Annotated in this window: 9 protein-coding genes; 6 read left to right on the top strand and 3 right to left on the bottom strand. The window is 31.4% G+C overall.

Going from position 1 to position 14,442, the window contains the following annotated elements; all coding sequences use genetic code 11:
* Positions 1-11: 11 nt before the first annotated feature.
* Together HMPREF2561_RS08905 and HMPREF2561_RS08900 are read left to right on the top strand one after the other, a co-directional pair.
* A complete protein-coding gene (locus HMPREF2561_RS08905) occupies positions 12-2,255 on the top strand; it encodes an LPXTG cell wall anchor domain-containing protein (RefSeq protein ID WP_049382165.1) in 2,244 nt (747 codons plus the stop codon).
* A gap of 273 nt (positions 2,256-2,528) precedes the next feature.
* Positions 2,529-4,106, top strand: coding sequence for a YfcC family protein (locus HMPREF2561_RS08900; protein WP_049382166.1), 1,578 nt, complete (start codon positions 2,529-2,531; stop codon positions 4,104-4,106).
* 54 nt (positions 4,107-4,160) lie between these two features.
* On the opposite strand, the gene HMPREF2561_RS08895 is transcribed toward HMPREF2561_RS08900, so the two are convergent.
* The gene (locus HMPREF2561_RS08895; RefSeq protein WP_049419662.1) at positions 4,161-6,359 is read right to left on the bottom strand and encodes an amidase domain-containing protein; all 2,199 of its coding nucleotides are present in this window, start codon (positions 6,357-6,359) and stop codon (positions 4,161-4,163) included.
* A 264-nt stretch (positions 6,360-6,623) separates the two neighbouring features.
* Between HMPREF2561_RS08895 and HMPREF2561_RS08890 the strand changes: the two genes are divergently transcribed.
* Complete coding sequence (locus HMPREF2561_RS08890) at positions 6,624-9,452, top strand: YhgE/Pip domain-containing protein (RefSeq protein WP_049419661.1); 2,829 nt, start codon at positions 6,624-6,626, stop codon at positions 9,450-9,452.
* Positions 9,453-9,507: 55 nt separating this feature from the next.
* On the opposite strand, the gene HMPREF2561_RS08885 is transcribed toward HMPREF2561_RS08890, so the two are convergent.
* Positions 9,508-10,008 carry a hypothetical protein gene (locus HMPREF2561_RS08885; protein ID WP_049419660.1) on the bottom strand — a complete coding sequence of 167 codons (501 nt, stop codon included), beginning with the start codon at positions 10,006-10,008 and terminating at the stop codon, positions 9,508-9,510.
* A gap of 202 nt (positions 10,009-10,210) precedes the next feature.
* Between HMPREF2561_RS08885 and HMPREF2561_RS08880 the strand changes: the two genes are divergently transcribed.
* A complete protein-coding gene (locus HMPREF2561_RS08880; RefSeq protein WP_049419659.1) occupies positions 10,211-10,732 on the top strand; it encodes an immunodominant staphylococcal antigen IsaB family protein in 522 nt (173 codons plus the stop codon).
* 45 nt (positions 10,733-10,777) lie between these two features.
* Here the strand turns inward: HMPREF2561_RS08880 and HMPREF2561_RS08875 are convergent, their stop codons facing one another.
* Positions 10,778-11,062, bottom strand: a complete 285-nt coding sequence (locus tag HMPREF2561_RS08875; RefSeq protein WP_079335392.1) for a YolD-like family protein — start codon at positions 11,060-11,062, stop codon at positions 10,778-10,780.
* 195 nt (positions 11,063-11,257) lie between these two features.
* Between HMPREF2561_RS08875 and HMPREF2561_RS08870 the strand changes: the two genes are divergently transcribed.
* A complete protein-coding gene (locus tag HMPREF2561_RS08870) occupies positions 11,258-12,370 on the top strand; it encodes a tyrosine-type recombinase/integrase (RefSeq protein WP_000706213.1) in 1,113 nt (370 codons plus the stop codon).
* Between the two features lie 2 nt (positions 12,371-12,372).
* Positions 12,373-14,436 carry a tyrosine-type recombinase/integrase gene (locus tag HMPREF2561_RS08865; RefSeq protein WP_070468694.1) on the top strand — a complete coding sequence of 688 codons (2,064 nt, stop codon included), beginning with the start codon at positions 12,373-12,375 and terminating at the stop codon, positions 14,434-14,436.
* The last annotated feature ends 6 nt before the right edge of the window (positions 14,437-14,442 follow it).

Raw genomic sequence — 14,442 nt, 5'->3', positions numbered from 1 at the left:
GGGTGGCATTAATGAATAAAAATACGCAAAACGAAAATCGTAAAATGTCGAAGTTAAGTTCGTATTTAAAAGTGTCATGTTCAGCTTTAATATTAAGTAGTTCACTTGTAGGTTACGGGTTTACTAAAGATGCATTTGCAGCAACACAAGATGCAGAAACAGCAACTTCTGAAACTTCAACACATGTTCAAAAAGATTTACAAGATGCAATTAATAAAGCGAAAAAAGACATTAAGCAACTAAAACATTTAAGTGCAGTTGAGTTAAAAAGTTATAAAGAAGATATTGAAAGTGCTAAAAATCAGACTGAAATTAAAAATATAATCAAAGAAGCGAAAAAAGAAAATAAAGCAACAGCACAAGAAAACACAACGGACGTTTCAAACAAGGATAATAGTACTGAATCATCTAGCACTCAAGATGCGTCAACAGAAGAAAAAGCTACAACAAGTCACGACACTTCTGCTGATGATACATCTAATATATCAAATGATTTAGATAACATCGTATCAGATTTAGATGCTCTATCTAATAAAGTTGATAGCGGTCAACAAAAAGATGCAACAACATCAAATGAATCTTCGTCTTCTGAATCAAATACTTCTGAAAACACAACTGATGAAGTAACGAAAGAGGAATCCACTACGGAAGAATCATCAAAAGAAGCACCAACAACTGAGGATCCTTCAAATCAACCAACCTCTTCTAAATCAGAAACTTCTATTGTTGATAAATTAGATAGTATTAAAAATGATATCGATAGTGCTAAAAAAGACATGGAAAGTTCAAAAGAAAACAATTCAAACCAATTACCAAGTGATGACAATAATACTGAAGAGGCGACAACTGAATCATCTAGCACTCAAGAAGCGCCAACAACAGAAGACACAACACATTCTAATTCAAACCATCATGTATTAGATGAATTAGCTAAATTAAACAATACGCATAAAGATCAAGACTTAGATACAGATGTACGACATCATCAATTTGATAAAGTGAATCACCAATTATCAGAAACTGAAAAAATTAATCAAGCTATTGCTAAAATTGAAAATAGTAAAGATGATGCCAGTCATTTATATATCAATCGTAAATTAGATCAATTATCTGATTTACGTGATAACATTCAACATCAAGCTGATTTAGCGAAAAAAGATAAACAAGCTATTGATAATGACATTGAAACTGTACGTAAAAATATAGAGAATAACCGTGATATTATTCTTAATCGTTTGCAACAAGCGTCTGACAAACAACATGCAGTTGAAGATATATTAAACAGCGTGTTTAGTAAAAATGAAGCACAACACATCTTGAAAAATATTAAAACAAAAGGGCAGTCTGATAAACAAATTGCAGATCAGATTATGAAACAAATTGATGGATTAACTTCAACAACGAGTGATGACATTTTAAAATCTATGTTAGAACAAGCTACTAATAAAGAGGATTTATTAAAAACAATTTTATCTACACGTTTAGGGCAAAATGAAGCGGCTACTATTGCGAAACGATTAGCCAATGACCATTTAACAAATTCACAAATTGTTGAGCGCTTAAAACAAGCATTTAATCAACATGGGCTTGTGTCTAGTGATGATATTTTAAATGATATTTTAGATAAAACGTCTAATCGTAAACAAGCCATTGAAACAATGTTAGCAACAAAATTAAACCAAGCAAAAGCGAACGCTTTAGCTGATATTATTTCAAGAGTACAATCTGATAAAGCGAATGCTTTGGATTTAGTGAAAAGTACAATTAATGGTAAAGCCAATGACTTATTACAACTTCAAAATAGCTTAGGTCAAGCCAAAAATAGATTAAACTATATTCTTGATCCAATTGTAAATCGACCATCATTATTAGATCGTATTACGGGTAACACAAGTGGTTCCAATCTCGGTTCAAATCTATTAGGTAATGGATTAGATTTACTAGGTGGTTTAACTGGAAGTCATTTATTAGGCAATCTTCCTTCAGGTAGTAGTTTGCTTGATGGATTAACAAATGGAAATAGCTTACTTGATGGTATAAGTGATATTCCTAATCCAACACAAGGTTTATCATTAGGTCATTTAGGCGATGATGGTTTACTTAGCGGTTTATTTAATAGTGATGGAAATTTATCATTACCTGCAACAGGTGAAGCCATTAAGAAAAACTGGATTCCAATTGTAGCAGTGATTGCTATTGCAGGCGGTGCACTTGTATGGTTCAGTCGTCGTAAACATCACCAATCTAATAACTAAACCAAAAATAATTATGAGTAAATAATTAATGCCATTGAACATTAATTATTTACTCTATTTTTATATGTTGCGTTGTTACACTTAAATTGACAACTCAACATATGTAAAAGATGTATCCAAAGTATGAATCATAGTCAATTTACTTTAAATCATCATTGAATGTCATATGCATTAGACATAAACTTGAAGTGTGAAAAAACAATTTTAAAATGACTCAATTGTAATTATGACGTGGCACATGTTGAAGTGATTAAGATTAAAGGGGTGGGGAGCATGGAACACAGTGAACGCGTATCGCATATAGCATCTGATAAAAAAGAGAAAAAACGGTTTCGATTAAAAATGCCTGGTGCATTTACAATATTATTTATTTTAACCATTATTGCGGTGTTAGCAACTTGGATTGTGCCAGCAGGTGCGTATTCTAAGCTTTCTTATAATCCAGGAGCGCATGAATTTAAGATTGTCGATGCACATCATAAAACAACGACAGTCCCAGGGACACAAGAGCAACTTGATAAATTAGGTGTCAAAATTGATGTGAATCAATTTAAATCAGGTGCTATCAATAAACCGATATCGATTCCTGGAACTTACGAGCGCTTGAAACAAAAGCCAGCGGGTCCCGATCAAATTACGACAAGTATGGTAAATGGAACGATTGAAGCTGTCGATGTCATGGTATTTATTCTTGTGCTTGGTGGTTTAATAGGCGTCGTACAAACGAGTGGTGCTTTTGAATCGGGATTATTAGCATTAACTAAAAAAACGAAAGGGTATGAATTTTTACTGGTCTTTATGGTATCCATCTTAATGATTTTAGGTGGAACGTTATGTGGTATTGAAGAAGAAGCGGTCGCTTTCTATCCAGTTCTGGTACCTATTTTTATAGCGATGGGCTATGATTCTATTATATGTGTAGGATCTATTTTTCTGGCGAGTTCTATTGGGAGTACGTTTTCAACCGTTAACCCTTTTTCAGTAGTCATTGCCTCTAATGCTGCAGGAACAACATTTGTAGATGGATTATATTGGCGTATTGCTGGACTTATTGTAGCAACCATCTTTACGATTGGATATTTATACTGGTATGCAAAACGCATTAAAAAAAATCCGAAACGATCATACACTTATGATGATAAAGTGAAGTTTGAAAGACAATGGTCAGTGATTAAGAATAATGGTGAAGACAGTATCTTTACCTTACGTGAAAAAATTATTTTAATACTCTTTATCTTGCCATTCCCAATTATGGTTTGGGGCGTCATGACTCAGGGATGGTGGTTCCCGATTATGGCGTCTATGTTTTTAGCCTTTACCATTGTGATTATGCTTATTGTCGCATTAGGTAAGAATGGATTAGGTGAGAAAAAAGTGGTCGATGCATTTGTTAATGGTGCATCAAGCTTAGTAGGCGTATCATTAATCATTGGTCTTGCACGTGGTATTAATAGGATTATGAATGATGGACTGATTTCAGATACAGTGTTAAATTTTTCATCATCACTTGTAAAACATGTGAATGGACCACTGTTTATTCTTGTATTATTGATTATCTTTTTCTTCCTAGGATTTATTATTCCTTCATCATCAGGATTAGCTGTACTGGCGATGCCAATATTTGCACCACTTGCTGATACAGTAGGTATCCCTCGATTTGTGATTGTTACAGCGTATCAATTTGGACAATATGCGATGCTATTTTTAGCACCAACAGGATTGATTATGGCTACATTACAAATGTTGGATATGAAATATTCACATTGGTTTAAATTTGTATGGCCAATTGTCGTTTTTGTATTTATCTTTGGCGGTGGCTTATTAGTTGCCCAAGTATTAGTATATTCATAATAAAAAAGCCATTGAGTTTCAAATTTTTGAAACTCAATGGCTTTTGTTATGCATTTATTTAGGTTGAATATAGTGTAAAGATGAGGCAGTATCCGCATCAATTTGGCGATATGATACAATACCTAATCCTTTTACATTTGATTCTGAAATAATGATTGATCCATCATCATTGACTTTTTCAACGAAAGCAACGTGACCATATAACCCACTTGCTCCAGATTGACCTGCTTCAAATACAACAGCTGTATGATTTTTAGGGGTTGTACTTACACTATAACCTGCGTCTTCAGCGCTATTATCCCAGTTATGTGCATCGCCCCAATGACCGCCTACATGTTTATCAAATTGTTGAACACGTTCGTACACATACCAAGTACATTGACCATATGGATACGGTGAAGCAACATCTGAAATTGAAAATGGCTTAAATGCACTTCCTGAAACATCTGTGCCACTACTTCCTGTTGATGTTGAGTATTTATCTAAATCAGGCATGTGTTTCTTATCAAAATCAGTTAAATTGTAATGTTCAATTAAGCTATTTAATTTCGTTGCATAGTTTGGATCAGTCGCATAAGTTTGGCTTAAATGACGTGTTGCTGAACGATAACTTGGTGCAATGTTTTTCCAAGATGATTTATAAATTGTAGGATTACCGTCAATACCGTGTTTGATTAAATCAGCATAATCTTTTAATGAAGCTTTAAGATTTGGATATTTACGGAAACTAGCATTAATACTAAATATATGATTATCGCTACTAGCTTCAAGTGTATTGAAGTTAACTGAAGCGCCTTTATAACTACCTTTCATACCGAATAAATTGTAGTTTGGTGCTTGTGCAAGAGCGCTATTACCTGAACTTGATTCTAAAATGGCCTGCGCAATCATGACAGAAGCATAAATGTCATTATCTTGCCCAATTTTATGCGCATCTTTAGCAATAGATGTAATAAATTCACGTGTTGCTTTATTTTCTACCACTGCCATCTTTCCATTAGTAACATTGTTCCCATCTAATTGTGGTACGTCTTGGAATAAACTTATAGCGCGTGTATTACTTTGTTTAAAATCATTTTCAAATGATTGTGGTGCTTCTTGTTTATGTTTTAGTTGTTTTTCCGTTGGTAATTGTGGATTGTCTTTATTTGTGTCTAGTTGGTCTTGAGTTGTTGATGTATCTTTTTTTGAATCTTCATTTTGTGATGCTTGAGATGTGCTGTCTTTTTTAGATGATGTATAGTCTTCATGTGTTTGTTGTGCTTTATCACTATATTTATCAAGAAGCGCATCTAGTACATCCTCTGATTGTTGACGATCTTTGTTAGACGTTGCTTGATCTTCCTGAGCGGTTTGAGATGTTGTGTTGTTTGTTGTTTGCTGTGATGCTGATTGATTGCTACTTTCAGATGTCGATGACTCATTATTATTAGAATCATTTAAATCGGAAGCTAATTGATTCAATGAATCTAAAGCTTTGCTTACGCTAGAATCATCAGTTGAATGATTGTTATTACTGTTACTATATTTAAATGATGACTCAGACGGTTGATCTGATTGATTATTTTCTGTTAGTACATCAGATTGATTTGATGATGTGGTATGACTATTTGACTTGTCAGATGAGTCTTGAGGTGATGCATCGATTGTTGTGTGTTGCTGTGATGATTCAGTACGATCTTCATCTGAAGAAGTTGTATTCGTTGCATTTTTGTCATCATTAGTATTAGATGAAGATGAATCACTTTCAACATGTTCATATTTAGAAATATCATCATCAAAATGGAATAAAGATGAAATCAAACTTGTTAAACTAAAGCCATTTTCAAAGTGACTAGGATCTAAAAAATTTGATGAGAATGAATGATTTGAATCATTCATGTTAAATACAGATAAGGGTGTATGATACGTATCTTCATCTTTAGTATTAGATGAACGATTATTTTTCGAATGTGTTGATGATGGTTTAGAATGAGAAGCGGCATCTTCATTTGAAACTGTGTCTGATTGACTTTCTTTTGACTGAGAGTCTGGCTTTTTATTATCAGAGCTATCAGAAGTTGAATCTTCTGAAGATGGAGTTTCATTGCTTTCAGTATGTGTTGTTTCTGATGTAGAAGTTGAATCCTCATTATTTGATTCAGATGTTTTAGTTTCTTTTGTATTCTCTTCAGCTTGAGCAACACTAGATGTAAATGTTGGTAAAACCAGAGTTGTAGTTAGCAAATATATCATAAATTTTTGCTTCGACATCAATAAACGCTCCTTAATTTTGTATAATATATTTTATAAATCCGTCTTAAGTCAGACGATTTCTATCGTATTTTAACGTAGCATTAGTTTTGTCGCTAAAATTATTTTCTGCTATAATGCATGAGTACCATTTTAATTGTTGACGTATATCAACTAATTATGGCATTCGTGATAAAAGTATTATACTAATTCTACGATATAAAAAACAATGTTTTAAATCATATTGATATAAATTCTTAATATTTCATTTTTAGGAGAGTGAAAATGAAGAACGCGTTTAAACTATTTTTGACAGACTTAAAGCGTGTCGCTAAAACACCTGCTGCTTGGGTAATTCTAGGCGGTTTGGCAATTTTACCTTCATTTTACGCATGGTTTAATTTATGGGCAATGTGGGATCCATATAGTAATACAGGTCATATTAAAGTGGCAGTTGTAAACGAAGACCAAGGCGATAAAATTCGAGGTAAGAAAATTAATGTAGGTAATACGCTCGAAGACACATTGAAGAACAATGATAAATTTGATTGGCAATTTGTCAGTCGGGAGAAAGCAGATCATGAAATACGAATGGGTAAATATTATGCAGGAATTTATATACCTAAGAAATTTACACATCAAATTACGGGAACACTTCGTAAACATCCGGAAAAAGCAGATATTACATATAAAGTGAACCAAAAAATTAATGCTGTCGCCCCTAAAATGACTGATACCGGTTCGACAATTATTGTTGATGAAGCCAATAAACAATTTAATACTACTGTAACGAAAGCATTATTGAAAGCAGCAAATAAAGTAGGTCTTCAAATTGAAGACGAAGTACCAACTATCGATAAAATTAAAAATGCAGTCTATACTGCCCATCAATCTTTACCTAAATTGAATAAAATTGCAGATAGAATTGTTTATCTTAATGATCATCAAGATCAGCTTGATCAATATGCGAATCAATTCCGTGATTTAGATACCTATAAAGATGATATTTTAAATGCTCAACAAAAATTAAATGATGTCAATGCAGCGATTCCTTCTTTAAATCAAAAAGCAAAACTCATTCTCGCATTGAATGAATATATGCCTAACATTCAGAAATTAGTGAATGTAGCAGCAGATGATATTCCTCAGACATTCCCTAAAATTAATAGAGGGGTAGAGATTGCGAGTCAAGGATTAGACTTAGCGAATCAACAACTTAATGATGCGCAAGGTTATTTAGGTATGGCTAAGCAACGTGTTGGGGATTATCAAGAGGCAACTAGGCGAGCACAAGCAGTTAATGGTAATGTGAATAATAATTTACGACAACAAAGTGCGACAACTAATGACAACGGTATGCCTCAATATACGATTCAAAAACTAAGTAATAGTTCGAATAATGATCAATTACCTAATGGTCAGATTCTTTCGAATGAAGATGTTAAATCAATGAATAGTGGACTTGCTGAAGCATTACTTGCATTATCTTCAAATGCGGATAAGCAAGCTAAGGCATCACAATCTGATGTAAAAGCATTAAGAGATATAACGTATGGTGTTATTGCCTCTAATCGTCCAACAGAATATAATGACATGCTTCGAAATATTAAAGGACGTTTAGAAAACACTTCAAAATACAATCAACAATTGATTGATGTATTAAAAGAATTACAACAACGTGAACATGTGAATTTAGCACCACAAATTAAACGAATCGAAAGTACCAATAACCGTATTAATGATACGTTACGTTCTACTAACCAATTGATTGATGCATTATCAAGTGGTGGTAAAGGTAGTGCGGAGTCTATTAATGTATTAAGAAGCTTGCCAGCTTTAAATTCTGGTTTAGGTAGTTATAGAGATTACATTAAAAATAATTTAAATAATCGTTTACTTGTAGTTTCTAATGATATTACAAAACAATTAAGTGAAGGCCAAGTCGTATTATCAGATGTGCAATCTAAATTAAATACGATTAATCAAGTGATTCAAGCAGGTCAACACATTGTAGGTGATGGTCAAACTCGTATTGCAACACTTCAAAGTGAATTACCATCACTTGAAGCGGGATATATTGAAGCAACTCAAACTGCTAAAAATTACTTCCCAACAGTACGAAAAAATGTAGCAAAAGCTGCAAACTTTGTACGTAATGATTTACCTGATTTAGAACAACGTCTTGCGAATGCAACAGCTACTGTTAATGCTAACTTACCAACATTATTTGATAAATACGATAACGCAGTAGATTTATTAGATGAGAATCAGCCAAAAGCAAAAGAAGCTTTAGCGAATTTAGCGAACTTTGCACAAACAAAATTACCTGGCATCGAAAGAGATTTAAATAAGGCTAATGATATATTCAATCAATTGGACGATGATGATGCAGTAGATAAGCTTGTTAATAGTCTGAAAAACGACTTGAAAAAACAAGCAGATGTTATCGCAAACCCAATTAATAAGAAAACAGTTGATGTTTTCCCAGTCAGAGATTATGGTTCAGGTATGACACCATTCTATACAGCATTATCCATTTGGGTAGGCGCTTTATTATTAGTGAGTTTATTAACAGTGCATAACAAACATGAAGAATTAGCAGATCAGTTAACGAAACGGCAAGAATATCTTGGTAAAGGAATGTTCTTTATCTTGATGGGTGTATTACAAACCCTCATTGTGACAACAGGTGACTTATTCTTACTTCATGCGCAAGTAGAATCACCATTGCTCTTTATACTCGTTGCATTATTTGGAGCCATAGTGTTTAATACCATTGTTTATACGTGTGTATCTATATTGGGTAACCCAGGTAAAGCGGTAGCCATCATTCTTTTAGTACTACAAATTGCAGGCGGTGGCGGTACCTTCCCAGTAGTTACACTACCTAAGTTCTTCCAAAACATTTCACCTTACTTACCATTTACGTACTTAATTGATTGTTTACGTGAAGTTGTAGGTGGTATTGTACCAGAAATTTTAATTACAAAATTAATTATATTTGGGCTCTTCGGTCTTGGTTTCTTCTTAATTGGATTTATTGCTAAACCATTCTTAGATCCAATTATGACTAAAATTGCGAAACGTGTAGAAGAAAGTAAAGTAACAGAATAGAAAATAAAAGAGCCTGATTGATAATGAAACATCATTATCAGTCAGGCTATTATTTTTAATTAGATTTGTTATTAGATTCACTACTACGATGAGTATGACTTTCAGTAGAAGACTGCGTACTTTGTTGCGATGAAGGTTTTTCTTCTGTTGAAGGTTGTTCAGTTGATGTTTGCTCTGAAGATGGTTTGTCTTCTGTGCTTTGAGATGTGGGTTGTTTTGATGTGTTACTTTCTGAACGATGTTGTGATGTGTTTGATGATTCGCTTGTTTTTGGCTGTGTAGTCTGAACAGTAGAGGGACGTTGTGTCGTTTGTTGTTGTTCTTGTATTGATTGACTTGTTGACTCAGATTGCGCAGTGGTACCATTGTCAGACTGACTTGTTTCATTAGATTGAACTGTATGACTTTCAGAAGTAGTTTCTTTTTTATCTTTCTTTTTAGTAGATTGTGTTTGATTTGGGTCAGATTGATTAGAATGAGTGGCTGCAAAAAAGACTGAGAATCCTAATGCCACAACAAGTAATATAATGACTATAGTTGCTAATATTTTTTTCAAATGATAGTCCTCCATTTTTAATTCATTTCTTTAATTTATTATAATCAAAGTTCAACAAATAGGTAGTATTTATATAACCAAATCATATTACATTTTATTTACATAATTCTGTGATAGATACATCTAAAGTACAGTGAATTAAGACAAAGAGTATGAGATAATAATAGTGAAATAAAAATCCATTAGAGAAAGAAGGACAATCATGAATAAAATAGTTAAATCTATAGCATCAGTTACTTTAGCATTTGGGACAGTATTAGGCGTAAGTACAACTGTTTTACCAATCGAGGATACAGCTCATGCAGCTACAAAGCCATATTATGTATATAACGGATATGTTGATAAAGACGCAAAATTTGTAACAAATCAACAGTTTATTAAAGCAGTTAAATATGGAAATGTAACAATGAATGGAATAAAATTTGAAAAAGCGCATAGTAATAAAGAACTTGAAAAATATAACCAAAAATTTACTGGTGTAAGTAAAGATGGCAAGAAGGCGAATAAAGTTCAATTTAGTGTTAAAGGAGATTTGACATATAATCAATTGAAAAAAGCGTATGGCTCAGATTTTAAAAAGGTAAAGGGTACTCCAAGTGATAAAAAAAGTGGTATTTTCGAATATCAACCTAAGAAAGATGGATTAATTGTTTCTTTTGTTATCACACATGGAAGAACAGTAGAAGTAAATATTGGCTATGAAGGTGTCACAACAAGTAAATAAATGATAAATACGAGCGGAATTGAGTTCAATTCTCGCTCGTTTTTATTATTCAATGTGACATAATACTGCAAATTCGAGTTGCATTGTTTGTGAGCCATTCTCATTACTAATTGTAATATACCGCTTTAAAATATCAATACGTTTAATATAAGCTGCAATAGAATGAATCGTACCATTTCTAAAATAACTAATCATAGCGAGTTGATGAGTTGTATATTTTTCGATTAATCGTCTATTCAGAATATTGAATTGATCATCCGACAAAGAGGGCATCGTTATTTTATTTTGATTTTCGATAAAAGTTTTTATTCGTTCATATTGTTCAGGCATCACTGCAAAAGGTTATATATATGTTGAAGAATATAGACTATTTTGTTTAAAATGAATCATATTTTAAGAAAAAATGAACAAAGTAAAAATATTAAATAGTCTTTTTTTATTACGTGTAATAAGTTTAATATGTATGATGTAAAAAGAATTTGAATAGTGTATACTTATACTATTAAAATTAGAAATGAGATTATTATGAAAATAGTAGAAGTAAAATCTAAGAATGGTACCAATTTTATGATTTTAGATGGTAATAATGAACCTATAGTAGATGCAGTAAGATATTTGAAGTATCTGGATAGTGTTAAGAAAAGTTTAAATACCAAGAAAACCTATGCCTATGCACTAAAAAATTTTTTTGTTTACTTAGAAAGTAAAAAGATATGCTATAAAGAAGTTAGTTTTGATAACTTTGTTGATTTTATAAGATGGATGAAAACACCTTTTGAATATGAGAATGTCCTCTCTTATCACCGAAAAGAAAAAAGCATTAGTCCTAAGACAATTAATCTGACTATGACTGTAGTATCTAATTTTTATGATTATCTCTATAGGAGTAAAAAATTAGATGTTAATTTCTATGATTTTATGCATATGGAAAGTAAATACTCTAAAAAATATAAAAGTTTCATGCATCACATAAATAAGGACTATAGAACGTTGAAAAATATTTTGAAAGTTAAAGAACCAAAGAAAAAAATAGAAGTGTTAACTAATGCGGAGGTTAAGAAATTATTAGAGGAAGCTAATAATATTAGAGATAAATTCTTAATACAATTACTATATGAAACCGGATTACGTATAGGTGAGGTATTATCATTACGTATTGATGATATTAAATTTGACTTTAGAAAAGGCCATCAAATAGTTTTGAAAAATAGATTTAATGATAATGGTACTTATTTGAAAACTGGGGAAAGAAAAATATTTATTTCCCAATCGTTAATTGATTTATACGATGATTATGTCTACGAAATAATTGACGAACTTTCAATATGTTCTGATTATCTTTTTGTAAAAATAAAGGGGAGAAATGTAGGAGAAGCTATGAATTATAGTGATATATATTCATTATTTAAAAGGCTAAAACATAAAACATCTATAAATGTTCATCCTCATTTATTTCGCCATACACATGCAACTGTTTTTTATAATGAAACTAAGGATATAAAACAAGTTCAAGAAAGACTTGGTCATAGTAATATACAAACGACTATTAATTTATATGTTCATCCCACTGAAGAAGATATACGTGAAGATTGGAATAAAGTAAAGCATCAATTTCAAGTTTTTAATAAAGGGGAATGACTATGTCAATACCAATTAATTTACCTACAAACAGTACTATGATTAATGAATTATGTACATTACAAAGTAGAACCATCAATATAAAAGGAGAGGTTTTAATAACTGAAATATATGATGATTACTTTTTTAAAAATGATGAGTGGCACATTACAGCTTTTAACAAATTCAAGCAATTTCAAGATAGTATCAAGAACTATAGAGACAAAAGAAAAAATGTTTTCTTTAGGATTAAAAGTAAAAATTTGAATTTAGAATTTAAATACCTTTTTTTGAAACTGATAGTTAAAGAGGATTGGTCCTTATCTAATTTATTTAATACTGGAGCAGTAAAGCTTAATAAGATTGCTAAGTTCTTTAATGAAGTTTATCCAAATTTAAATTCTTTACTTGATTGTGATATAAATACATTAGAAAAGCACTGGTTTAATTGGCTGACTGAAAATAATATACCAATAAAAAGAAGATCATCAACAATAGTTTTTGGTGATTATGAATACAAAAGCGGACTGGCTTCTTTTTTAAAGAATATGTACATTAATCTAATTAAGTTCATTGATAAGCGAGAAGAATGGGAAAAAGATAAATGGGATATTAGAAATTTAGAAAAATATGGATTGAGTTATAATAAAACACTAACTGGCAATTATTTAAACTTTGAAAAAATTGAGTCAATTAAAATGCGAGAATTAGCAAAAAAATATTTAAAAAATCGTTTGATAACTGGTGATATAGCATTTGCTACAGCAAGGTTTTATATAAGAGTTTTAACTAGGTTTTTTCAAAATATATCTAAAAATAAAGAAACAAGGAATAGTTTAAATGAACTAGATAGATGTCATATCGAAGCATATATAGAATTTTTGTTTGAATATGCAGCTAATAAAAATTTGCAAAGTACTAAGAATTTTGTGAGAGAAGAATTAAAAACAATTAGAAGGTTCTTAAACGATATTATAACTCAAAACTATGCTATAGCACCGTACCAAGATATACGATTTTTAATTTATCCTCAAGACTTACCTAAACACGAAAAGAAAAATAGTAGCCAAATTGATTATATCCCAGATTTTGTATTGGAACAGCTTTTTGAGCATATAAATGATTTGCATAAAGATTTAATACCTGTAGTTTGGATAGCTTTTAAAACAGGATTAAGAATTTCTGATGTATTGACATTACAAAATAATTGCCTTGCAAAAGTTAATGGAAAGTATTCAATAATCACAGATATTGCTAAAACTTTTGTTAAAGGACATAGAATACCAATTGATAATAAATTAGCTGATATAATAGCAGTTTTAATAGCCGATTCTAAAAGTAAAAGTACAAAAGATAATAATCCTAATAATTATATTTTTGCTATTTATAAAGGAAAAAGAAAGGGAATGCCCTTTACACAACATATGGTCAGAGCACACTTAAATCATTTATCAAAGACTAAAAATATTATTGATGAACAAGGAGAAATCTTCCATTTCAAAACTCATCAATTTAGACATACCTATGCAGTAAAATTGTTAAATGGTGGAGCAGATATATTAACGATACAAGAATTATTAGCACACTCCTCACCAGAAATGACTCTAAGATATGCTAAGTTACTTGATGATACAAAGAGAAAGGCTTTTGAATCAGTTATTGATCAAGGAGCTTTTAGTTTTGATGTTGACGGTAAAATTAAAAATATACAGCATAGTAGTGAACTATCTGAAAAAGCATTGAATTCTTTATGGCAAGAACATAAATTAAACGCAATGGACAATCCTTATGGCACTTGTCATGCTAGATTGAGTGGTGATTGTCCATACATGGAAGCTCCGCCATGCCTGACTTGTAATTCTGGGAAACCATGTAAGGATTTAGCTATTGGATTTTCTGATTTAGATGTTGAAAAATATGAATTACATATCAAATCAACGGTCAAATCTATAAAATTAGCTAAAAATAATAATAGACAAGATATGGTTGAAAAGCATATAAATATATTAAATAAATATGAAGAAATACTAGGTAATATAAAAGATGGAAACATTATATTCGGGAGAAGTAATAGAATAAAAGTATAGAGGTTA

This window comes from Staphylococcus sp. HMSC069E10 (assembly GCF_001809205.1).
Classification (GTDB): Bacteria; Bacillota; Bacilli; order Staphylococcales; family Staphylococcaceae; genus Staphylococcus; species Staphylococcus hominis.
Note: the sequence above shows the minus strand (reverse complement) of the source record. Positions and strands in the feature narration are given on the sequence as shown.

Bases quoted from the DNA above. Each gene is read 5' to 3' on its own strand.
- HMPREF2561_RS08865 (WP_070468694.1), top strand. From the start codon at position 12,373: ATGTCAATACCAATTAATTTACCTACAAACAGTACTATGATTAATGAA.
- HMPREF2561_RS08895 (WP_049419662.1), bottom strand. From the start codon at position 6,359: ATGTCGAAGCAAAAATTTATGATATATTTGCTAACTACAACTCTGGTT.
- HMPREF2561_RS08870 (WP_000706213.1), top strand. From the start codon at position 11,258: ATGAAAATAGTAGAAGTAAAATCTAAGAATGGTACCAATTTTATGATT.
- HMPREF2561_RS08905 (WP_049382165.1), top strand. From the start codon at position 12: ATGAATAAAAATACGCAAAACGAAAATCGTAAAATGTCGAAGTTAAGT.
- HMPREF2561_RS08900 (WP_049382166.1), top strand. From the start codon at position 2,529: ATGGAACACAGTGAACGCGTATCGCATATAGCATCTGATAAAAAAGAG.
- HMPREF2561_RS08875 (WP_079335392.1), bottom strand. From the start codon at position 11,062: ATGCCTGAACAATATGAACGAATAAAAACTTTTATCGAAAATCAAAAT.
- HMPREF2561_RS08890 (WP_049419661.1), top strand. From the start codon at position 6,624: ATGAAGAACGCGTTTAAACTATTTTTGACAGACTTAAAGCGTGTCGCT.
- HMPREF2561_RS08880 (WP_049419659.1), top strand. From the start codon at position 10,211: ATGAATAAAATAGTTAAATCTATAGCATCAGTTACTTTAGCATTTGGG.